This is a genomic window from Paraburkholderia sp. CHISQ3 (genome assembly GCF_030464945.1).
Classification (GTDB): Bacteria; Pseudomonadota; Gammaproteobacteria; order Burkholderiales; family Burkholderiaceae; genus Paraburkholderia; species Paraburkholderia megapolitana.
Genome location: NZ_JALPRG010000007.1, coordinates 254,234 through 276,406, shown reverse-complemented (window position 1 = coordinate 276,406; position 22,173 = coordinate 254,234). Strand labels below are relative to the sequence as shown.

Genomic DNA, 22,173 nt, shown 5'->3' with positions numbered 1-22,173 from the left:
CGCCATGCAACCGGCACGCGGCACCGATACGTTCGGCTTCGAATCGACACTCGGCAAGATCGCACGCGTGCTGACGGGCCAGTACGGCATCGCGGTTGCGTTCAGCCCCGAAGGTCCGCGTGTCGAGCGCGATCGCATCGTGATCCCGTCGTACGACATCGTCGACGAGCGCGATCGCGACACGCTTGTCGGCTACCTCGATCTGCTGGTCGCGCGCTCGAAATATTCGTCGAACGAGGCGCTCACCGCGCTCGGTAACGGTACCGATGCGCGCCTTGCGCAGGCGATCGAAGATCAGCGCGTGTGTCGTCGGTTGCTCGACAACTATCCTGGTGCTCGCTGGTTTATCGCGCAGTTGCGCCAACGCGCTGCGCAGGACGCACGTCATCGCTGGCAAAAGCTGTCGTGGCGCGACAAGCTCGTGTGGCTCGTCGAGCGGCGTTTGTGGCTCGAAGCGCCGGAGCCCGGCGAACTGAGCCCGTCGCTGTCGGCCGCGCTGCATGCGGTCGATGAAACGATCGCCGCTGCCCGTTCAAGCCGTTCGACTGACGACAGCATCGCCGCCGCGCGCGCCGTGATTGCGACGGTGCGTGCGCTGTCGTCGTCGGGCGGGGCGCACAACATGATGTTCACGCCGGGCGACGCTGACGGCTTCGATGCGGAATCGGTACCCGCAACGTTCGACGGACCGCCCAGTCATGGCGACGGCACGGCGGCGCCCGATAACGCGTCGGACGCATCCCTCACGCAAGCCGCCAGCAGCAACGTCATCGATGGCGCGGGCATGGGTCACTCGCCGCTCGGTACACCGTCGGAATCGTTTGCTTCGGCGGTCGCATCGGGTGGGCCACAACCAGACGGCCAGGCGCGCTCGCGGCTCTCCGTTCCGCTCACGACAGAATTCGACGTCGTCGCCGACCGCACCGGCCGCGGCGATGCGCGCAGCTGGCACGCGCTGCGTTCGCTTGCGCGCGCCGAGACTTCGCCGCTAAAAGCAAAGCTCGAACGCGCGCTCAAAGCCGACGAACTCACGCACTGGAAACGCGAACAGGAACGCGGCGAAATCGATCGAACGGCGCTTGCGCGTCTTGCGATTGCACCGGGTTATCGCACGCCATTCCGCGTGAAGCGCGTGACAAAGGGACGCGATGCGGCCGTGACGCTGCTGATCGATCGCAGCGGATCGATGGCGGGCAGGAAGATCGAACTCGCGCGACTCTGCGTGGCTGCGCTGTGCGATGCGCTCACGCAACTCGGCTTCGACTCGGAAGTGCTTGGCTACAGTTCCATTGAATCCGCGGAAATGCGACAGCTGTACGAACGGCAGCGGGACAGCGGCGCCGATCTGAGCGCCTACAACCGCACAGTCGAACGGCTCGATCTGCAGATCTACAAACGCTTCGGCGCCGCCGACTTAAGCGGCCTCGCCGATATCGAATGCGGCCACGAGAACCCCGATGGCGAAGCGCTCGCATGGGCTGCCGGACGGCTCGCCGAGCATCGCGCAGACCGCAAGATCCTGATGGTGCTCTCCGACGGCGACCCCGCCACTGGCGACGGCAATCCTGCCATCCTGCGCAGCGATCTGCACGCACGCATCGATGCGATTGGCCGCGCCGGCATCGAGATTGTCGGCGTAGGCATACTCGACGATGCGGTCGAGGCGTTCTATCCGCGCAGTATCGTCGTGAGGAAACTGCACGAGCTGCCCGGTACTGCGTTCGGCGTGTTGAGCGCGATGTTGCTCGATCGTTGAGTTTGATCGGGCGTAGTCGCGCGTGGTCGCGCGTTGTCCGTTTACGCGCTTGCTAGCGCATCAAACGGTGCCGGCTGACTACAGCGAAACCCAGCGCCACAGAGCCTCTTGCCGACGCATTCGGCGGCTCGTCGTATGCACGTGAGCGATCCGCTGCCGACTGCGCAAGGAGCGCATACAGATCGGGACGACGCGCAGCCAGCCATTGCCTTCCACGACTGCGCTCGATCAACGCGAGATCGAGATTCGCTGCGGCGTAACCTTCTGGCGTACCGCTCGCCGCAAGCACCCGCCCCGACGGATCGACGATGACTGCCGCCGCATCTGTCGCCTGATCGTTCGACGCTTCGTGGCTATCGCTGAAAACGATGAACATGCCGTTGTCGGCCGCGCGTGCGCACAGCCATCCGTGCATGCTTTCCATCGTGTCCGTGTCCACAGGCGACTTCGATCTGTACATCATCGGCAGCGGCTGCAGCGGATGTTCGCCCGGGCGGCTCGCACGGCCAGACCGATGCGGTGCGATCAACACGCTTGCACCGAGCAGCGCGGTCATGCGGACGTTCTCGACCAGATAGCTGTCGCCGCCGGTCAGAATACCGATCCGCACGCCCCATCCTGTATCGAACACGGTATAGCGATCGCCGCTCACAATGCGCCGATGCTCCGCAGCATGCAGCTTGCGATGACAGTGCAGCGCGCCGTCCGGCAGACACATCACGTGGCTATTGAAGAGCCGCCCATCCGGCGCGCGCTCGATCAATCCGACGCCGCATGCCACACCGGTACGCTCGACGGCCGCTGCGACTGTGCGGATCGATGCGCCATCGAGCGGTTCCGCCAAAGCGTCGAGCGACGCACGCGACAACTTCGCCGTATCCGTATAGCCACTCAGGCATAGCTCAGGAAACACCGCAAGCGCGATGCCTTCGCGTGCCACACCGACGAGACAAGCCGCTATCTGCGCGGCGTTATGCGCGCAATCGCCGTCGCGCGAAACGAACGGCACCGATGCGACCCGCAGCGTTGAACCGACCAAGATCCTCTCCTGAAGTTAAAGCGCCGAAACACTGCTCCATTGGACCTTCCGGCATTCGATAAGTAAAATGAATGTTTTTACCGATCTGATTACTCTGTGGAATGGAACTCAAACTGTTGCGTGCCTTTCTGACAGTCGCCGAAACCGGTCACTTCAGCCGCGCCGCCGACACGCTGCACATCACCCAGCCTGCGCTCAGCAAACAGATCGGCGCGCTCGAAGCGACGCTCGGCGGGCGGTTGTTCGAGCGTGGGCGGCACGGTGCCGAACTGACGGTGTTCGGTGTGGGTTTCGCCGCAGATGCCAGATCGCTGGTGCGCGAAGCCGATGAGGTTCTCATGCGCGCCCGCGAAGCGAGCAGCGGCAAGCGCGGTCATCTGCGCATCGGTCTCGGGCTTTCCACGCTGACGCTCACGCCGAAGCTGATTGCCGAATTCCGCCGCCGCAATCCGGAAGTTGGCGTGACGTTGAACGATCTGTCGTCGGCGGAACAAAGCCGGCTGCTGTTGTCGGGCAAGCTCGACGTCGGCTTTCTGCGGCTGCCTGCCGAAGCGGGCCTGTCCGCGTTTCCCGTCGTCGACGAGGCACTCGCGCTCGCCGTACCGGAGCATGCACCATGGAAACGCCTGCCCGCGAATCTGAACGAGCTGAACCAGATCGGTTTCATTGCGCTTGCGCGTAGCCGTGGGCCGGGGCTCGCCGCGCAGATCGACCGCTGGTGCAACAAGCATGACTTCGTGCCGCGCGTGATCCAGCACACCGACGATATCCAGTCCGTGCTCGCAGCCGTTGCAGCCGGTGTCGGTGCGGCGCTTCTGCCGTCAAGGGTTCGATATCTGCTGCGCGATGCGCGCGTTTTGTCGCTACGCGACCCGTCAGCACGCTGGCACGTCGGTCTCGCGTGGCAGTCCGCGCGCGACGATGCGGTGGTCGAGCGTTTCGTTTCGTTCGTGCGCGCCGCAACGAAGAAAAACTCGCGTCGAGCGGACTAAACGCGTGTGCGAGATATGGCGCCCGAGCGCCGCGAAACGGTCCGCACCGCGTAACCCGCTATGATGTGCACATTACCCTCTGCCGCCTTCGCGGTAGACAGCCGGAGAAGATATGGCCTCAATCCAGGAAAGCGCGAGCATGGCGCTGTTTTGCGACTTCGAAAACGTCGCACTCGGCGTGCGCGATGCCAAGTTCGAGAAGTTCGACATCAAGCCGATTCTCGAGCGGTTGCTGCTTAAAGGCAGCATCGTCGTGAAGAAAGCCTATTGCGACTGGGAGCGCTACAAGGGCTTCAAGGCCGCGATGCACGAAGCGAGCTTCGAGCTGATCGAAATTCCGCACGTGCGCCAGTCGGGCAAGAACTCCGCCGATATCCGCCTCGTCGTCGATGCACTCGATCTCTGCTATACGAAATCGCACGTCGATACGTTCGTCATCATCAGCGGCGATTCGGATTTCTCGCCGCTCGTGTCGAAGCTGCGTGAGAACGCGAAGAAAGTGATCGGTGTCGGCGTCAAACAGTCGACCTCCGACCTGCTCGTCGCGAACTGCGACGAATTCATTTTCTACGACGACCTCGTGCGCGAGCAACAGCGCGCTGCCGCGCGGCGCGAGCCGAGCGCGGGCACACGCCGTTCACCCGATGAAGACCGGCAACGCAAGAAGGAAGGCGATGAACGCAAGAATATCGCCATTGCGCTGGCCGTCGAAACCTTCGACGCACTCGCCGCCGAACGCGGCGAAAGCGGCAAGATCTGGGCTTCCGTGCTCAAGAGCGCGATCAAGCGGCGCAAGCCCGACTTTAGCGAGTCCTATTACGGTTTCCGTGCGTTCGGCAATCTGCTGGACGAGGTCCAGGCGCGTGGACTGTTCGAAGTTGGGCGTGACGAGAAGTCGGGTTCGTTTGTGTATCGGTCGAGCCCGACAGAAGCGGCGCAACCGGTGGCACCAAGTGCTCCGGCAAACGCCGCAAACGAAGATGGCACGAAGGGTAAGTCGAAGTCGGGCAACAAATCTGGCAACCGCCCGGCTAACGACAAGAAGGGACATCGCAAGGGTGCGACTTCGGGCAGACAGGCGGTCGAGCAGCACGGGACCGAAGCGCCGGTCGATGAAGCACACGACACGCATCGTCAGCCTGATCTTTACGAAACGCTCGAGACGTACGAGACATACGAAACCATGCGCGAACCGGAGCGCGTCGACGAAGCGCTGCATGTGCCTGTCGAGACGCATAGCGAAAGCGAGTCGCAACCAACGCCGGCACCGGCACGCAAGCGCCCGACCGCGCGTCGCGGCAAGCCTGCGGCGAAGAAGACCGCAGCGGCTGCGCAACCGGCTACGGAGGCAGCGAGCGCACCGCCCGCCGCCGCCCCTGTCGGCGAAACCGCACCGCGCAAACCGGCGCAGAAGTCTGCCGCGCGTAAATCGGCGGCACGGCCACGTCGGCCGCGCAAGGCTGCGGGCGCGGCAAACGAAGAGTAAAGGTCAGATACACGCGATGCAGGTCTGCGTTAGATCGCATCGCGTGAATGCATGCCGCGAGAGCGCGCCGTTGTTGCGGTAGCCGGAATATTCGGGCCGTTCGAAGCACACGCATCGACAGGAACATCGACCGTAACGCTCAGGCGCGAGGCCGTTCCCCCTCAGCAGGCGCAGCCGATTCAGCCGCCTCGGCCACCTCGATAGCACCGCCGCCATCGGCAGGCACATTCGCCACCGCGCTCTGCGGCGGCGCCTCGATATCCCAGCACGAGATAAACAGCGCAGCAATCAACGGCCCGATCACGAACCCGTTGATCCCAAACACCGACATCCCGCCCACCGTCGAAATCAGCACGACCCAGTCCGGCAACTTGGTGTCCTTACCGACGAGAATCGGCCGCAGCACGTTATCCACGGTGCCGATCACGAGCGTGCAGAACAGGATCAGCACGATCGCCTTCCACAGCGGCCCCGCCAGCAGAAAGTACACGGCCGCCGGCACCCAGACGAGCGCCGAGCCGATCGCGGGCAGCAGCGACAGGAACGCCATCACCGTACCCCACAGCAGCGCGCCCTTGATGCCGAGCACCGCGAAGATAATCCCGCCGAGCACACCCTGCACCGCCGCCACCGCGATGTTGCCTTTCACCGTCGCGCGCACCACCGTCGCAAAGCGGATCAACAGACGATCCTTATGCGAACGCTCGAGCGGAATCGCATCGCGGATGCGTCGCGAGATCGCGCGACCATCGCGCAGCAGGAAGAAAACGAGGTACAGCATGATGCCGAAGCCGACCGCGAACTGCAGCGTGTTCTGCCCGATCACGACAGCCTGGCCGGCCACGAACTGACTGATACGCGCAGCACCGTCCGAGAGTTTCGCCTGCAAGCCGTGCATGTCGGCAAGGCCGACGTTATCGAGTGCGCGTTGCGCAAACGCCGGCAGCGCCTGCACGATCTGCTGGAAATACAGGCCGAAATCCCACTGCCCTTGCCGGATCTGCTGATACGCGTACGCGACTTCCTGAACGAGCGTGCCGATCATGACGCTCACCGGCAGGATCACGATCAGCACGCACAGCGCGAGTGTCGTTAGTGCCGCGAGATTGGGCCGGTTACCGAAGCGAAACGTGAGACTGCGCTGCAGCGGTTGAAACAGGATTGCGAGTATCGTCCCCCAGAAGATCGCGCCGAAGTACGGCAGCAGGATCCAGATAAGCGCCAGCGAAACCGCGGCCAGCAGCATGTAAAAGCTCTTCTGATTGCGACTGTTCTGATCGTTGTCGTTGTCGTGGTTCATGGTTCCAACGCAAGCGTGCCGCCCCGCAATCACGCCGGGGCGGCTGTCTGGAGAAACGCAGCCGGTCATGAACCTGACCGGCAACGGATAGTTTTACTTCTTGTCGATAGCGTCGCGCGCCTTGTCCTTCGCTTCACCGAAATTGCGCTGCACGGTACCGGTGGCTTTCTCGACTTTGCCTTCAGCTTCAGTAGTGCGATTGCCGGTCACCTTGCCGACCGCTTCCTTCACCGATCCCTTGATTTCCTTTGCTGCACCTTTGATCCGATCTGTGTCCATGATTGCTCCCAAAAGGTTATGCATCTGAAATCCACCTGCATACGTGGATGTAGTGGATGCAGGTCAATGTACCTGTGAGCAATCCGTGGGCCTAGATGCCCGGATACCGGTTAAACCAGTACTTTTACACCAATCTGCGATCAATCTGCCGTGCCGCCCGTGCGGCGCTTCGGTTTCTCGTAGCCGACTATGCCGCGCTCGCGGGCCCACACAATCGCCGCGCTGCGCCGGTGCACGCCGATCTTGCTGTACAACGTGGCGACGTGATTGCGGATGGTGTTCGGCGCAAGATTCAATGCTTCGGCAATCTGTTCATTGTCGTAGCCCTGGCAGATCAGCCCCAGCACTTCGCGCTCGCGCGATGTCAATTCCGACAGATCGCTACCCGCCTGCTGCGCGCCGTTCGGTTGCCTGATCTGCGCGAGCTTCTCGATTACCGTGCGGCTAAACCACGACGTGTCCTTCATCACGGCTTCGATCGCAGCCAGCAGTTCCACTTCGGAACGCTTGCGCTCGGTGATGTCCTGGATCACGCTCAACAGGCAGCGCTCCCCGTGGATGGTCACCGCCTCTGCGGAAACAAGACAGTCCACCGCCACATCGGATTTCGTCTGCAGCTGGATTTCGTAGTTGCGCACGCTGCTGTGCGTCTCCATTTCCGCGCGCAGTTTCCGGTACGCGTCGCTGCGTGACCACAGGCCGATCTCTTCGGGTTGTCGCGCGACGACTTCCTCAGCCTCGTAACCGGTCGTCGCGACAAACGCATCGTTCACATCCATCAGCACGAAACCATCGAGCGAGCTGACCGTCATCGGTACCGGCGCAAGCCGGAATGCCTTCGAAAAACGCTCTTCGGTATGTCGCAGCGCGTCTTCGGCCTTGCGTCGCGGCTCCATGTCCATGAACGTGAACAACATGCAGTTCTCTTCGCCGATCTCGATCGGCTGGCCAGCCACGATCACCAGTTTCGTCGTCCCGTCCGGCAACTGTAGCGTCGCTTCCATCTGTCCGATCGTACGGCCCTCGTTGAGATTGACGATCGCCTGCTCGCGCTTGTCCGCGCCTTCTAGCACGTCGACTTCGTACGTCGAGCGGCCGATCACGTTTTCGCGCGCGTAACCGGTCATCTCCAGAAAGCCTTGATTCACCTTCACGTAGCGCAGATCCGCGAGCCGGCAGATCACTGCCGGTGCGGGGTTCGCGTTAAAGGTTTTCTCGAAGCGCTCTTCGGCGCTGAAGCGCTCGGTGACGTCCTGAACCACCAGCGCCAACGATTCCGACGCGCCGCTCGCGTCGGTCAAAATCAGACTGCGTACCTGGTGCATGTGCCGGAAGTCTTCGTCGTCGGAGCGCGTAACTTCGACGATCACATCGCTGAACAACTCCCCTGCGATGATCCGGGCAATCGGATACTGATCCGCCTGCAACGCGTGGTTGTTGCGGTAAGTCAGCTTGAACTTCTTGCGAAAACCGCGTGGGTTACCGCCTAGCGCTTCGACGGTCTCGACGCCGTGGATCGCAAGCGCCGTCTCATTGGCCCAGACGATCGATCCATCGGGATCGATGAGGATGATCCCTTCGGTCAACCCCGCGATGATCTGCTGCAACTGCCGCCGGTCGGCCTGGGGCCTCGCGTCGCTCGTGTTCATCCAGCCTCCGTGAGAGATACCGCATTCTAGCGGTGCGGCGCGGTTTGCCACGGTTAGAGCAGGTTTGGCGTGGGTTCCAGGCATTTTCGATGTTTCGATGCGCATCGAAACGTCGAGCCGGATTGACGGCCTATGATGACAACATCTCTGGAGACCGGACATGTGCTCTCAACCGAATATCGCCTCCACCGCGTTCCTGATCGCCGACCCGGCCCGCGCGAATATGCTGATGGCGCTCGTCGCCGGGCGCGCGCTGCCGGCCGGCGAACTCGCGTATGCCGCGGGCGTCACGGCGCAGACCGCCAGTACGCATCTTGCGAAGCTGCTCGACGGCGGCCTCGTCACCGTCGAAGCCGAAGGACGGCACCGCTACTACCGGCTGTCGGGAGCACATGTGGCGCTCGTGCTGGAAAATCTCGCCGCTATCGTGCCCGCCGGCGAGGTGCGCCGCCGGCCGCTCGGCCGCGACGCGCAGAACCTGCGTTTTGCGCGCTGCTGCTACGACCATCTCGCGGGACAGGTCGGCGTCGCGGTGACCCAGGCGCTGCAACAGCGCGGCTTTATCGTGGCCGCGCAGGACAAGCGCTTCGATGTAACGGCTGCCGGCCTCGACTGGTTCGGGCATATCGGGCTCGACATGAACCAGTTGCGCGCCACGCGACGCGGCATCGCACGGCAGTGCCTCGACTGGACTGAACGGCAGCATCATCTGGCGGGACCGCTCGGCGTGCAGTTCATGAGCGCGCTGTGTACGAACGGCTGGATGCGGCGGGTTAATGCATCGCGGGTCGTGCAGGTTACCCCGGTAGGATGGGCGGGGTTGAAGGCCGAACTCGGGATCGAGGGTAGGCTAGGGGCGCTGACGCAGGAGGCGTAGCAGGGTCGATGTGGCCACCGCCGTTCAAAGCGCCAGCACGCTGACGCCGACCTCGACCTGATGCGCGCCGCCGCCGAGTATCATCCCGCGCAGCAGCGACACGTCGCTGTAATCGCGACCGAGCGCAAGCGTCACGTGATCGAGATCGGCGAGCACGTCGTTGGTCGGATCGAGATCGATCCATCCGCTTTGCGGACAATGCACCGACACCCACGCATGCGATGCATCCGCACCGATCAGACGTGGCTGCCCCGGTGGCGGATCGTTGCGCAGGTAGCCGCTCACATAGCGCGCCGGCAAACCCAAAGCACGCAGACAACCGATCATCACCTGCGCGAAGTCCTGGCACACACCGCTGCGCAGTTCGAACGCGCGTTGCGCCGGTGTATCGAAAGTCGTCGTGGCGGGGCGATATTCGAAATCGGCATGGATGCGGTGCATCAGATCGATCGCACCCGCGACGAGCGGTGTACCCGGCGCGAAACTCGGCAGCGCGTACGCGCGCAACGCGGGCAGCAGCACGATGTTCGGCGACGCGAAGCAGAACTCCGACTCCGGGAAGAATTCGCCACCGGCGCGAAAGCGCAGCCGCTCGGCAACCTCTTCCCATGCGGGCGTCGCGTCAGGGTCGAGCGCATGCCAGCGCGGCGATAACCGCACTACCGTTTCGCTCGTCATCTGTAGCGACTCGTGCGGGGCATCGAGCGAAAAATACAGCACGTCGTTGCCGAACGCATCGATGCGGCTGTTCAGATACGAAGGCGTCGGCTCGATCTGCTCGGTGTGGGAAACGACCCGCTGCCATGGGCACGCGAGCGGTCGAATGGTCGCCAGGTGCTGCGCGGTTTCGACCGGCGTCGAATAGCGATACGCCGTGCGGTGTGACACCGACAGTACGGTTGCGGTCGTCATGCAGACACCTGCGTCTGTGTCTGCACCTGCACCTGCGCGGACAGCTGCGTGTTCGCGTGGCTGAAATAGCGTCCGCTAATCTCGTTCGATGCCGCAGCCATGTATTGACTCAACTGGTCGCACAGGTCGATCAACGCGGGATAACCGCCCTCGGCATCGCTCTCGCACAGTGCTTCGAGCGGGGGTAGCGACGCTATCGGCGGCATCAGCTCGGAGAACGGCATGCGTCGCGTGCTGCCCGCGGCAGCCGCGATTTCATCGAGTTTCTTGCGCAGCCGCGTGTAAACGCCGTACAAACCACGCGGATTGGTCTGATCGACCACGAGCATATCGATCAGCGCCGGCACCTCGAAGCGGCCCGGATACAGCGAACGGTAGGTCAACGTGCAGTCGAACAGTTGCAGCAGCAGATCGAAGCCCGCGGGCCGCGCCAGCGTGCCCTGCCCGGCGACCGCGCGCAGGAACGTGCACATCGTCACCACACGCTCAATGTGCCGCCCGACAAACAGCAGACGCCACGCCTCGTCGCGCATCATCCGGTCGCCTTGCGCGCCGCTGATCGCAGACAGCTGCGTCGCGAGATATTCGAGTGCATCGGCGAGCATCACGCGGTCATAGCGTCCCACGCCGCTTGCGAGCACGAGCCGATGCTGCGCGTCGCGGAAGTCATTGCGCGCGGCAAGAATGGTGCGCCAGTGATCGTTAGACAGCCGCCCGCGGATCTCGCCGCACGCGCGCACCTGGCTCGCGAGATTCTGCCCGATGCTGGTCTCGCCGCTTGCCTCGCTCATGCCGGCAATCAGCGTGCGCTCGAATGCCTGCGGCGAGGTATGCGCGAGCGTATCGACAGAAGGAATCAGTCCGCATTGCGACGCGAGTTCGGCGAGCGTCGCGAACATCTCGTCCGCATCGCTGCCCTCCAGCGAGCCGAGAATCAGCCGGCACAGCCGCACGTTGTTTTCCGCGCGCTCGCCATAGCGACCGGCCCAGAACAGGTTCTCCGCGGCGCGGCTCGACACCGTGCGATGTTTGCGCGCGAGATCGCCTGGCTGCATCGGCGACGGCAGCAACGACAACGTCGAACCCGCCTGGCTCGACAGCACCCACGTATCGACGCTGCTGCCGCCGTGCTGCATCGACACGGTCGCCTGGCGCTCCGCGGCAAGCCGCGTGAAACCGCCCGGCAGCACGCTCCACTGCCCGTCGATACCCGCAATCGCATACACGCGCAGCACCGACGGCCGCGCGCCGAGCGTGCCTTCCTCGTAGCGCGGCGTGCACGAATACGGCAGCGGCGCCTGGATCGTGTACGACTCGGGCGTGCTTTCGATCCGCTCGCGCCAGTCGGCGAGTCGCTGCGGACCGGGCGCGATGCCGAGCGGCCAGCCAGACGACGCGCCAGACGTACCGGAGGTGCCACCCTGCGCACCAGGCCAGGTCGGCAGCAGGAAAGCGCTGTAGCGTTGCGCAAACGCTTCTTGCCGCGCTGCTTCCTCGCCGCACCACCACGTCGGCACGGCCGGCAGCGCAAGCGGTTCGCCGAGCAGCGCCTGAGAGATACCCGGCATGAATCCATGCAGCGCGGGCGACTCGGCAAAGCCCGAGCCCGGCACGTTCGACACCATCACATTGCCGGCCCGCATCACCTGCAGCAGGCCCGGCACACCGATGGTCGAATCGGCGCGCAGTTCGACGGGATCGCAAAACGCGTCGTCGAGCCGGCGCAGCACCGCATGCACGCGTTCGAGCCCAGCCAGCGTCTTCAGATAGAGCTTGTCGTCGCGCACCGTGAGGTCCTTGCCCTCCACCAGCGTCACGCCGAGATAGCGCGCGAGGAACACATGCTCGAAGTAAGTCTCGCTGAACGGACCCGGCGTGAGCAGCGCGATATGCGGCGATTCCTCGCGATCACCGTCGCGCATCGTCGCGCGCGCCGCTTGCGCGAGCGTCGCGACCAACTGCGAGTACGACGGCGCGAGACGGCTCACGCGCATGGCGCGGAACGGATCGGCGAACAGGCTCGAGACGATCAGGCGGTTTTCGAGCGCATAACCGAGGCCCGATGGCGCCTCGGTGCGATGCGACATGACGGTCCACGCGCCGTCCGGCGCGCGTGCCAGATCGACGGCGACGATCTGCAGATATTGACCGGAAGCGGGCTTGAAGCCGCGCACCGCGCGCAGGTAACCGGGATGCCCGAACACCAGCGCCGGCGGCAGCAGCCCGCGCTGCAACAAGGTCTGCGGGCCGTAGATGTCGGCGACGATCGCTTCGATCAGCCGCGCGCGCTGCGCCACGCCGCGCGCGATCAACGCCCATTCTTCCTCGTCGATCAGGAACGGCAGCAGGTCGAGCGCCCAGGGCCGCGACTCGCCCTTGTCTGCGTAGACGTTGTAGCTGATGTCGTTGTCGCGGATCTGCTGCGCGACCGATGCAATGCCATGATCGAGACCCGCGATCCCCTCTTCGCCGAGCAGATCGAAGAACTGCCGCCACGGCGCACGCAGCGCGCCGGTTTCATCGCGTAGCTCCTCGCGGTGCCCCTCTCTTGCGGGTAGTGCGTGCAGCAGCGCCAGCGCATCCGGTTGCGTGGCGGTGATGTCGAAAGGCAGGGTCGATTGAAAAGCCAAGATCGTGTCGCGTCGAAGGGTTCGGTGTGGTTGTCATGGGCGGCGGCACAGCAGCGCCGGATCAGGCGGGCTGCAGTGCCGCCGGACTGGCCGGCAGCCGTCGAAACACCCGACGTGCGGATCAACGATAACGCAGGTCGAGCGTGAACGGAAACTCCATGCTGCGCTCGCGCGGCTCGGGTACGAGCGCGCCCGGCGTATGGCCGATCGTAAAGAAGCGCGAGCGGCGCCGGCTTTCGGCCTCATAGGCGTTGACCGGGAACGTGTCGTAACTGCGTCCGCCAGGATGTGCGACATGATACTGGCATCCGCCGAGCGAGCGCCCCGTCCATGTATCGACGAGATCGAACGTGAGCGGCGCATGCACGCCGATGGAGGGATGCAGCGCCGTCGGTTGCGACCAGGCGCGAAAGCGCACGCCGGCCACATGCTCGCTGACGCGGCCCGTCGGCTGCAGCGGCAGCGGTACGCCGTTCACCGTGATCACATGGCGATTGCCGTTCAGCCCCAGTGCCCGCACCTCGAGTCGTTCCACCGACGAATCCACATAACGCACCGTCCCGCCCGACGAACCCTCCTCGCCCATCACGTGCCACGGCTCGAGCGCATTGCGGATCGTGATGTCGACGCCGTTTGTCTGCAGTTCGCCGACCAGCGGGAAGCGGAATTCGAAGTGCGGTGCGAACCATTCGCGATCGAACGCATAGCCTGCGTTGCGCAGATCGTCGAGCACGTCGTCGAAATCCATCTGCACGAAAGTCCCAAGCAGGAAGCGGTCGTGCAGCTCGGTGCCCCAGCGCGTAAGCCGCGTCGTGTACGGCTTGTGCCAGAAACGCGCGACGAGCGTGCGCAGCAGAAGCTGTTGCACGAGGCTCATGCGCGCATGCGGCGGCATTTCGAAACCGCGCAGCTCCAGCAGACCGAGGCGCCCGGTCGGACCATCCGGCGAATACAGCTTGTCGATACAGAATTCGGAGCGGTGAGTGTTGCCGGTCACGTCGATGAGGATATTGCGCAACGTGCGGTCGACGAGCCACGGCGGCAACGTCGCGCTCTCGCGTCCGCCGAGCAGATCGAGCTGGTGCTGAAGTTCGCGGAATGCGAGTTCGAGTTCGTAGACCTGGTCGTTGCGCGCCTCGTCGACGCGCGGCGCCTGACTCGTCGGTCCGATGAAAAGCCCCGAGAACAGGTACGACAGCGACGGATGGTTGAGCCAGTAAGCGATCAGACTGGCGAGCACATCGGGGCGGCGCAGGAACGGACTGTCGGGCGGCGTCGCGCCGCCCAATACGAAGTGATTGCCGCCGCCGGTGCCGGTGTGGCGCCCGTCGGTCATGAACTTCTCCGGGCACAGCCAGGTTTCGTGCGCGGATTGATACAGGTACTCGGTGTTATCGACGAGTTCGTCCCAGCTCGACGCCGGATGGATGTTCACTTCGATCACGCCCGGGTCCGGCGTGACCTGCAGCATCTTCAGACGCGGGTCGCGCGGCGGCGGATAACCTTCGACGATCACCTTCACGCGCAACTCGGCCGCGGTCGCTTCGACGGCGGCGAGCAGGTCGAGGTAGTCGTCGAGTGCGGCGAGCGGCGGCATAAACACGTGCAGCAGTTTGTGCCCGCTGCCGAATGTGTCAGTCTCGACCTTCGGACCGGCAGCGCGTGCGGGGTCGCGTGCCTCGACGCAGATTGCCGTGCGCATGAGCCATGCTGCCGATTCTCCGGCTTCGGGTGCGCGCTCGCTGCGCGCATCGCGGGCGGCGGCCGATGCGGTTGCATGGGCAGCGCGGTGGTCGCCGGCCGCGCCTGATGCACCTGAGGCACCTGACGTGTCGTGCGACAACGCAGCGTGTACCGCATCGCCATACTGCATCCGCAGTTCGGTTGCGTTACGCAGCGGCGCGACCGGTGCAAACGGATCGTGCTCGTGTTGCCACGGATAATCGGCCTTCGACACCCACGGCAACGAATCGAGCGGCAAACGGTAGCCCATCGGCGAATCGCCGGGAATCAGGTACATGCGGTCTTCGCGGAAGAACCACGGGCCGCTGATCCAGCGCGCCGGCTGCAGCGGCACATCGTTCTCGCGCGCGAGCGGCAACACATAGCCCGTCACCGACGGCAAACCCGCATCGAACACGCGGCGCAGCCGCACGCGTTCGAGTTCGTCGTCGAGCCGCGAATCGAACGGATCGACGTTGACCGGCAAGCGACGTTCGCGCCACAGGTAGTACCAGACATCCTCGTAGCCCGGCACGATGTGCTGCGTATCGAGTGCGAGCTTGTCCGCCAGATGGCGAACGAACCGTGACGCATCTTCCGATGTGTAGGAATCGGGTGTGCGCTCGTCGGCAAACAGCGTCGGGTCTTGCCAGCACGGCTCGCCATCCGCGCGCCAGAACAGCGACAGCGCCCAGCGCGGCAGCTGCTCGCCCGGATACCACTTGCCCTGGCCGATATGCAGGAAACCGTTCGCGCCGTAGCGCGTGCGCAGCTTGTCCATCAGCGCGACCGCATAGCCGCGCTTGGTCGGCCCGAGCGCATCGGTGTTCCATTCGGCGGCATCGCGGTCGCGCACCGACACGTAGGTCGGCTCGCCGCCCATCGTCAGCCGCACGTCCATGTCGGTCAGTTGCGCGTCGACGTGTGCCCCCATCTGCTGGACCGCTTCCCACGTCGCTTCTGTGTAGGGCTTGGTCACGCGCGGCGTTTCGAGCACGCGCTGGATCGACATCGTGTGGGTGAACTCGACTTCCGATTCGTCGACGGCGCCCGAGATCGGCGCGGCGCTGCCCGGCTCCGGCGTGCACGCAACGGGGATGTGGCCTTCGCCCGCGAGCAAGCCCGAGGTCGGATCGAGCCCGATCCAGCCGGCGCCTGGCAGATAAACCTCGCACCATGCGTGCAGGTCGGTGAAGTCGACCTCGGTGCCGCTGGGACCGTCGAGCGCCTTCGTATCGGGCGTAAGCTGCAGCAGATAGCCCGACACGAAACGCGCGGCAAGACCGAGCTGACGGAACGTCTCGACGAGCAGCCAGCCAGAGTCACGGCACGAACCCGAACCGTTCGTGAGCGTCTCTTCCGGCGTCTGCACACCCGGTTCCATCCGGATCAGATAGCGGATGTCGTGTTGCAGGCGCTGATTCAGCTCGACGAGGAAGTCGATCGTGACACGCGGCGTCAGGTCGATGCTCTCGACGAACGCAGCAAAACGCGGTGTCGGCTCGCGTTTGACGAGGTAAGGGGCAAGTTCGCGCCGCAGCTCATCCGCGTATTTGAACGGGAACTGCTGCGCCTCGGGTTCGAGGAAGAAATCGAACGGGTTGTAGACCGCCATCTCGGCGACCAGGTCGACCGTGACCTTGAATTCGCGGGTCGGCTCCGGAAACACGAGCCGTGCCTGGTAGTTCGCGAACGCGTCCTGCTGCCAGTTGATGAAATGCGTTTCGGGCTCGATGCGCAGCGAGTACGACACGATCGGTGTGTGGCAATGCGGCGCCGGACGCAACCGCACGACCTGCGGCGAAAGATTGACCAGCCGGTCGTAGCGGTAGTGCGTGACGTGGTTCAATGCGACTCGAATGGACACACCGGACTCCTCGATGAAAAAACGATAAGCGATGCCTGCCGGTGAAGCGCAGGCCTGGCAGGACGAACCCGCACCCCAGCACCGTGCAACGGCTGATGATGCCTGTGTCCGGCGAGAAAAACATGACAAGCGGCGTGAACACCGGTACGCGCGGCACGATGCTTGCGATAACCTGACGGGCCCACACGAGCCGCGGTCCGTCCGCAGGCCGCACGCGGACCATACGAAACCGGCATGCAGCGCCGGTTGTTTTCCTCTTTCTGGTTCTGATCAACGCAATGAAAACGTTCCACTGCAACCGATGCGATCAAACGGTGTTCTTCGAAAACATCCGCTGCGAACACTGCGAAGCGCTGCTCGGCTACGTGCCCGAAATCGGCGAGATCAGCGCCTTCGACGACGCGGGCGAAGGCCGCTGGCGCAGCCTGCATCCGCAGGCCGACGGCGCGCTGTTCCGGCAGTGCCACAACTATGCCGTGGAGAACGTGTGCAACTGGATGATTCCCGCCGATTCCCCCGACACGCTGTGCCGCTCGTGCCAGCTGACAAGCACGATCCCGAATCTCACTGCGCCCGACAACCGGCTCTACTGGTACCGCATCGAAAGCGCGAAGCGGCGCCTGCTGTACACGCTCGCCACGCTCGGGCTGTTCGCGCCGTCCCGCGAGGCGGACCCGGATCACACCCTGCAGTTCCAGTTTCTGGAAGGCGATACCGCGGATGGCAAGCCCGTGACGACCGGACATCAGAACGGCCTGATCACGCTCGACATTGCCGAAGCCGACGATGCGCACCGCGAGCGCACCCGCTCTGCGCTCGGCGAACCGTACCGTACGTTGCTCGGGCATTTCCGTCATGAGTCGGGCCATTTCTTCTTCGATCGTCTGATTGCCGGGTCGCGCTGGCTCGAACCGTTTCGCCAGTGCTTCGGCGACGAGCGCGCCGACTATGCGGCGTCGCTCGACAGCCATTATCACAACGGGCCGCCGGCCGACTGGCCGCAGCACTACGTCAGCGCCTATGCCACGATGCATCCGTGGGAAAACTGGGCGGAAACCTGGGCGCACTACCTGCATATCGTCGACACGCTCGACACCGCCGTATCCTGCGGACTCAAGCTCGTGCCGGACAGCCCGCACGAACCGAGGCTCACCGACCAGACGCCCGTCGATGAAACCAGCTTCGATAATCTGATGAAACGCTGGTTTCCACTTACTTATGTGCTCAACAGCCTGAATCGCAGCCTCGGACTGCAGGACGGCTATCCGTTCATGCTCGCGCCGCCGGTGATCGACAAGCTGCGCTTCGTGCATCGGGTGATTGCGGCGAGTGCGGCGTCTGCGAGCGGCATCGCGCAGGGTTGAACGCACGACCCCACTCTCGCTGCGAGTCCAGCTTCACGCCGCAGCTCTCGTCTGGCTCTGGGTTTGCGTGGCTGCGCCGGCCTCCGTTTCGGCCGCAATCGGCACCAGAAAATCGCGGCTCACACGGCTCGCCAGGTCGTTGACGCGCGCGAGGAAGTCGACCAGATACGCGTGCAGACCGCCGGCCAGAATGTCGCCGACACGCGCGCTGCGCAGTTCGGCGGAAAGCTGCGCGGCGAGCCGCGACGTCGCTTCCGACCGGCCGTTCGTCACACGCTCGACGATCTGTCCGACCTCCGTCATGCTCGCGGCAAGCGAACGCGGCCAGTCGCCGTTCAGGATCAGCAGTCCGGCGACGCGCTCAGGCGTGATCACATCGCGATACACCTTGCGATACACCTCGAAACCCGACACCGACCGCAGCACCGCAGCCCAGTGGTAGTAGTCGAGCGATTGAGCCGAGGTGTCGGCACGCTGTTCGAGCATCTCGAACTTCACGTCGAGAATCCGCGCGGTGTTGTCCGCACGCTCGATGAACGTACCGAGCCGCATGAAGTAGAACGCATCGTCCTTGACCATCGTGCCGAGTTGCACGCCGCGCGACAGATGCGAGCGAAACTTGACCCATTCGAAGAATTCGTACGGATCGCGCTCGAGAATGCCGTCGAGCAACAACCGCTGGCAGTCGAGCCACGTCGTGTTGAGCGTTTCCCATAGCTCGGTGGTGATCGAGCCGCGCACGGCCCGCGCATTTTCGCGCGCGGCTCGCAGGCAACTGACAATCGACGACGGATTAGCCAGGTCGCGCGACATGAACTCGATCACGTCGTGGCTCTTCATGCCCTGGTGCGCGGCGGCATAGACGCCGCTCAGTTCCGAGATCGACAGCATCGCGCGCCAGCCCAGTTCCGCGTATTCGTCGGACTGGGGCAGCAGCGACATCTGGTAGTTCGCATCGAGCATCCGTGCGGTGTTTTCGGCACGCTCGGTATAGCGCGCCATCCAGAAGAGGTGGTCGGCGGTACGGCTCAGCATGGGTGCTCCCGATAGTTCTCGTTGACGTGGACTGGTACGCGGATCGGCCGGCGGTCGCGGCGGCCTAGCGCTCCAGTACCCAGGTGTCCTTGGTTCCGCCACCCTGCGACGAATTCACGACCAGCGAACCCTCGCGCAAAGCGACCCGCGTGAGACCGCCCGGCACCATGCGCACCTCGTGCCCGGACAGGACGAATGGCCGCAGATCGATATGGCGCGGCGCGATGCCGGCCTCGACGTAGGTCGGGCAGGTGGACAGCGAGAGCGTCGGCTGTGCGATGTATTTGTCCGGCTGCGCGAGCAGCGCGGCGCGGAACGCTTCGATTTCCGCGTGCGTCGATGCCGGCCCGACCAGCATGCCGTAGCCACCGGCACCATGCGTCTCCTTGACGACGAGTTCCGGCAGATGATCGAGCACGTACTTGAGATCGTCGGGCTTGCGGCACATCCACGTCGGCACGTTGTTCAGTATCGGCTCTTCACCGAGGTAGAAGCGCACCATGTCGGGCACGTACGGATAGATTGATTTGTCGTCGGCGACGCCGGTACCGACCGCATTGCACAGCGTCACATTGCCCGCGCGATACGCACCGATCAGACCGGCGACACCCAGCGTCGAATCGGAACGGAACACCGACGGGTCGAGGAAGTCGTCATCGACACGCCGATAGATCACGTCGACGCGCTGCGGCCCCTGGGTCGTGCGCATGTACAGGTAGTCGTTCTCGACGAACAGATCCTGACCTTCGACGAGTTCGATGCCCATCTGCTGCGCGAGAAACGCGTGCTCGAAATACGCCGAGTTGTACATGCCGGGTGTCAACACGACGATGGTCGGATTGTCCACACCCTCGGGCGCCGCCGCGCGCAGCGTATCGAGCAACATGTCCGGATAGTGCGCGACCGGCGCCACGCGATTGCGCGAGAACAGATCGGGAAACAGCCGCATCATCATCTTGCGGTTTTCGAGCATGTACGACACACCCGACGGCACGCGCAAGTTGTCTTCCAGCACGTAGAACTCGCCCTCACCGGCACGCACGATGTCGATGCCGGCTATGTGCGCATAGATGTCGCGCGTGACATTCACACCACGCATTTCAGGCCGGTACTGCGTATTGCCAGTGATCTGCGCAGCGGGAATCACGCCCGCCCGAATGATGTTCTGCTCGTGATAGATGTCGTGGATGAAGCGGTTCAGCGCATTGACGCGCTGACGTAGACCGCGTTCGAGTGCGCCCCATTCCGCGGCGGGAAAGATGCGTGGAATCACATCGAATGGAATGGTGCGCTCGGTGCCGACGCCGGTTTCATCCTTCGCGCCATACACCGCGAACGTGATACCGACACGCCGGAAGTTGAGTTCGGCCTCTGCGCGCTTGTTGGTGATCTGCTGGACGCTCTGCCCGCACATCCACGTAAAGAACTCACGATAGTGCGTGCGCGGATCGCCTGCTCCGGAAAACGCCGCCGCCGGCAAGCCGGCCGCGTGCATCTCGGAGCGCTGGAACATTTCATTGAAGAAAGCTTGCGTCATAACCGGTCTTCCATGTGATGTGCATACCGAAGTGGCGACTTCCAATCTCCTGGTTGCACTCGCCCTCGCTCGCTTGACGCGGTTCCGATCGAGGCTCGCTACCCCGTCGCGCTTGCACGCGACGACAGAAGCGGGTCAGTCATGACTCATTCGCCCGATCCTGAACTTACGCATGCTACCGCGTCTCCAGACGGGCATGCATCTTTCGTCTTGTCGCGAAAAACCCTGGCTACCGGTGAGTGCCTGCACGGCACCGACGGCGGTATCGGTCGCGACGACTAGACAACCAGGCGCCGATTCGTACGACGCAACTTCCATGCCGATGAAACAACACGGCAGACCGAGCGCCGCGCTGGGATTGCCTCTCAGCGATTTGCACCGTTGCGGTGCGACCTATGCCGCATCCGCACAGAATCGGGGTTTCACATTCTTCGCGGCGAGGCACACGGGTAACATCGCACACTCGCAACCTGCCATCGATCATATGACAAACGACCAGAGCCGCTGGATCACGACACCGATTACCGCGGAGTTCGTGCGCGGTGCACTCGAGCTCGAACGCACCGACCGGGGGGTGTTGCCGCATCGCCTGCCTGCTCGGGCTCGTGCCCAGTGTGCGGATCCACAACTGGCGATGGCGGAGTCGCAGCCGTCGGGTGTGCGCCTTGTCTTCCGCACGCAGGCAACCGAAATCGAGCTCGACGTACTGCCGACCCGCTATGTCTACGCGGGTGTTCCGCCTCGTCCGGTGGGGGTGTACGACCTGTTGATCGCTGGCAAGCTCGTCGGTCAGGGGAATGCGGACGGTGGCGATATCGTGGCGATCGATATGGCTGCCGGCACGGCGTCGCGTCGGCAGGGTGCGGTTGGGACGGTGAAGTTCGCCGATGTGGTGGCCAAGCGTGACCGTGACGAGAAGGCAGTCGTCGAGATATGGTTACCGCATAACGAAACCACCGAACTCGTCGCGCTACGAACCAACGCGCCCGTCGAGCCCGTTTCCAGCGATGGCCGAAGAGTCTGGCTACATCACGGCAGTTCGATCAGCCATGGTTCCAACGCGGGCAGCCCGACTGCGACCTGGGCTGCGCATGCATCGTTTGCCGGCGACGTGGAACTGATCAATCTCGGCTTTGGCGGAAGTGCGTTGCTCGATCCGTTTACTGCCCGGGCCATGCGCGATACGCCTGCTGATCTGATCAGCCTCAAGATCGGTATCAACCTGGTCAATGCCGATCTGATGCGACTACGTGCGTTTGGCCCTGCGGTGCATGGGTTTCTCGATACCATCCGCGAAGGCCATCCGGTTACACCGCTGCTCGTGATTTCGCCGCTCTACTGCCCGATTCATGAAGACACGCCGGGGCCTGGCGCATTCGATATGACGGCCTTGGCTTCCGGGAAAGTGTCGTTTCGGGCGACCGGCGATCCGGCTGAGCGCAAGGCCGGGAAGCTGACGCTCGGTGTTATCCGGGATGAGTTGCGGCGCATCGTAGAGCAACGCGCCGACGACGATCGTCATCTGCACTACCTCGATGGACTTGAGCTCTATGGTCAACGGGATTTCGCGGAGTTGCCGCTTCCCGATCAGCTTCATCCGGATGGGGCTACGCACCGTCGGATTGGCGAGCGGTTTGCGAGGGTGGTGTTTGGGGGTGGTGGGGCTTTTGCGGTTGGGTGATTGGTGTTGTGAGGCTTGGGGAGAATTCGTGAATGGATACTCGAGCA

At 63.7% G+C, this 22,173-nt stretch carries 15 protein-coding genes; 6 read left to right on the top strand and 9 right to left on the bottom strand.

Annotated elements, in window-relative coordinates; all coding sequences use genetic code 11:
- Positions 1-4: 4 nt before the first annotated feature.
- The gene (locus M0D65_RS18710) at positions 5-1,756 is read left to right on the top strand and encodes a VWA domain-containing protein (protein ID WP_266254008.1); all 1,752 of its coding nucleotides are present in this window, start codon (positions 5-7) and stop codon (positions 1,754-1,756) included.
- Between the two features lie 52 nt (positions 1,757-1,808).
- Here the strand turns inward: M0D65_RS18710 and M0D65_RS18705 are convergent, their stop codons facing one another.
- On the bottom strand, positions 1,809-2,795 hold the full coding sequence (locus M0D65_RS18705; protein WP_266254007.1) for a nitrilase-related carbon-nitrogen hydrolase: 987 nt from the start codon (positions 2,793-2,795) through the stop codon (positions 1,809-1,811).
- A 101-nt stretch (positions 2,796-2,896) separates the two neighbouring features.
- Here M0D65_RS18705 and M0D65_RS18700 point away from each other — a divergent pair, with 101 nt between their 5' ends.
- Together M0D65_RS18700 and M0D65_RS18695 are read left to right on the top strand one after the other, a co-directional pair.
- Entirely contained in the window at positions 2,897-3,787 is an 891-nt protein-coding gene (locus tag M0D65_RS18700) for a LysR family transcriptional regulator (protein WP_266254006.1), read from the top strand.
- 112 nt (positions 3,788-3,899) lie between these two features.
- Positions 3,900-5,273 (top strand): NYN domain-containing protein, encoded by a 1,374-nt coding sequence (locus tag M0D65_RS18695; RefSeq protein ID WP_266254005.1) that lies wholly within the window; start codon positions 3,900-3,902, stop codon positions 5,271-5,273.
- 139 nt (positions 5,274-5,412) lie between these two features.
- Here M0D65_RS18695 and M0D65_RS18690 read toward each other — a convergent pair whose 3' ends face one another.
- From M0D65_RS18690 to M0D65_RS18680, 3 genes are all read right to left on the bottom strand, one after another.
- On the bottom strand, positions 5,413-6,573 hold the full coding sequence (locus M0D65_RS18690) for an AI-2E family transporter (protein ID WP_091011694.1): 1,161 nt from the start codon (positions 6,571-6,573) through the stop codon (positions 5,413-5,415).
- Positions 6,574-6,666: 93 nt separating this feature from the next.
- Positions 6,667-6,852: a CsbD family protein gene (locus tag M0D65_RS18685; protein WP_266254004.1), complete on the bottom strand. Its 186-nt coding sequence runs from the start codon at positions 6,850-6,852 to the stop codon at positions 6,667-6,669.
- Between the two features lie 140 nt (positions 6,853-6,992).
- Entirely contained in the window at positions 6,993-8,501 is a 1,509-nt protein-coding gene (locus tag M0D65_RS18680) for a helix-turn-helix transcriptional regulator (protein WP_266254003.1), read from the bottom strand.
- Positions 8,502-8,661: 160 nt separating this feature from the next.
- Here M0D65_RS18680 and M0D65_RS18675 point away from each other — a divergent pair, with 160 nt between their 5' ends.
- Positions 8,662-9,378 carry a helix-turn-helix transcriptional regulator gene (locus M0D65_RS18675; RefSeq protein WP_266254002.1) on the top strand — a complete coding sequence of 239 codons (717 nt, stop codon included), beginning with the start codon at positions 8,662-8,664 and terminating at the stop codon, positions 9,376-9,378.
- A 24-nt stretch (positions 9,379-9,402) separates the two neighbouring features.
- On the opposite strand, the gene M0D65_RS18670 is transcribed toward M0D65_RS18675, so the two are convergent.
- From M0D65_RS18670 to M0D65_RS18660, 3 genes are all read right to left on the bottom strand, one after another.
- Positions 9,403-10,290: a transglutaminase family protein gene (locus tag M0D65_RS18670; protein WP_266254001.1), complete on the bottom strand. Its 888-nt coding sequence runs from the start codon at positions 10,288-10,290 to the stop codon at positions 9,403-9,405.
- The gene (locus M0D65_RS18665) at positions 10,287-12,920 is read right to left on the bottom strand and encodes a circularly permuted type 2 ATP-grasp protein (RefSeq protein ID WP_266254000.1); all 2,634 of its coding nucleotides are present in this window, start codon (positions 12,918-12,920) and stop codon (positions 10,287-10,289) included. Before M0D65_RS18665 ends, M0D65_RS18670 begins: the two co-directional genes overlap by 4 nt.
- A 121-nt stretch (positions 12,921-13,041) precedes the next feature.
- Positions 13,042-16,509: a DUF2126 domain-containing protein gene (locus tag M0D65_RS18660; RefSeq protein ID WP_266253999.1), complete on the bottom strand. Its 3,468-nt coding sequence runs from the start codon at positions 16,507-16,509 to the stop codon at positions 13,042-13,044.
- A 278-nt stretch (positions 16,510-16,787) separates the two neighbouring features.
- Here M0D65_RS18660 and M0D65_RS18655 point away from each other — a divergent pair, with 278 nt between their 5' ends.
- The gene (locus M0D65_RS18655; RefSeq protein ID WP_266253998.1) at positions 16,788-17,873 is read left to right on the top strand and encodes a putative zinc-binding metallopeptidase; all 1,086 of its coding nucleotides are present in this window, start codon (positions 16,788-16,790) and stop codon (positions 17,871-17,873) included.
- 33 nt (positions 17,874-17,906) lie between these two features.
- Here the strand turns inward: M0D65_RS18655 and M0D65_RS18650 are convergent, their stop codons facing one another.
- A complete protein-coding gene (locus tag M0D65_RS18650) occupies positions 17,907-18,908 on the bottom strand; it encodes an alpha-E domain-containing protein (protein ID WP_266253997.1) in 1,002 nt (333 codons plus the stop codon).
- A gap of 64 nt (positions 18,909-18,972) precedes the next feature.
- Positions 18,973-20,445, bottom strand: coding sequence for a circularly permuted type 2 ATP-grasp protein (locus M0D65_RS18645; RefSeq protein WP_266253996.1), 1,473 nt, complete (start codon positions 20,443-20,445; stop codon positions 18,973-18,975).
- Positions 20,446-20,929: 484 nt separating this feature from the next.
- Here M0D65_RS18645 and M0D65_RS18640 point away from each other — a divergent pair, with 484 nt between their 5' ends.
- Positions 20,930-22,126 carry an SGNH/GDSL hydrolase family protein gene (locus tag M0D65_RS18640; protein ID WP_266253995.1) on the top strand — a complete coding sequence of 399 codons (1,197 nt, stop codon included), beginning with the start codon at positions 20,930-20,932 and terminating at the stop codon, positions 22,124-22,126.
- Positions 22,127-22,173 lie beyond the last annotated feature (47 nt).

Bases quoted from the DNA above. Each gene is read 5' to 3' on its own strand.
- M0D65_RS18710 (WP_266254008.1), top strand. From the start codon at position 5: ATGCAACCGGCACGCGGCACCGATACGTTCGGCTTCGAATCGACACTC.
- M0D65_RS18700 (WP_266254006.1), top strand. From the start codon at position 2,897: ATGGAACTCAAACTGTTGCGTGCCTTTCTGACAGTCGCCGAAACCGGT.
- M0D65_RS18695 (WP_266254005.1), top strand. From the start codon at position 3,900: ATGGCCTCAATCCAGGAAAGCGCGAGCATGGCGCTGTTTTGCGACTTC.
- M0D65_RS18690 (WP_091011694.1), bottom strand. From the start codon at position 6,573: ATGAACCACGACAACGACAACGATCAGAACAGTCGCAATCAGAAGAGC.
- M0D65_RS18685 (WP_266254004.1), bottom strand. From the start codon at position 6,852: ATGGACACAGATCGGATCAAAGGTGCAGCAAAGGAAATCAAGGGATCG.
- M0D65_RS18680 (WP_266254003.1), bottom strand. From the start codon at position 8,501: ATGAACACGAGCGACGCGAGGCCCCAGGCCGACCGGCGGCAGTTGCAG.
- M0D65_RS18675 (WP_266254002.1), top strand. From the start codon at position 8,662: ATGTGCTCTCAACCGAATATCGCCTCCACCGCGTTCCTGATCGCCGAC.
- M0D65_RS18670 (WP_266254001.1), bottom strand. From the start codon at position 10,290: ATGACGACCGCAACCGTACTGTCGGTGTCACACCGCACGGCGTATCGC.
- M0D65_RS18655 (WP_266253998.1), top strand. From the start codon at position 16,788: ATGAAAACGTTCCACTGCAACCGATGCGATCAAACGGTGTTCTTCGAA.
- M0D65_RS18650 (WP_266253997.1), bottom strand. From the start codon at position 18,908: ATGCTGAGCCGTACCGCCGACCACCTCTTCTGGATGGCGCGCTATACC.
- M0D65_RS18645 (WP_266253996.1), bottom strand. From the start codon at position 20,445: ATGACGCAAGCTTTCTTCAATGAAATGTTCCAGCGCTCCGAGATGCAC.
- M0D65_RS18640 (WP_266253995.1), top strand. From the start codon at position 20,930: ATGACAAACGACCAGAGCCGCTGGATCACGACACCGATTACCGCGGAG.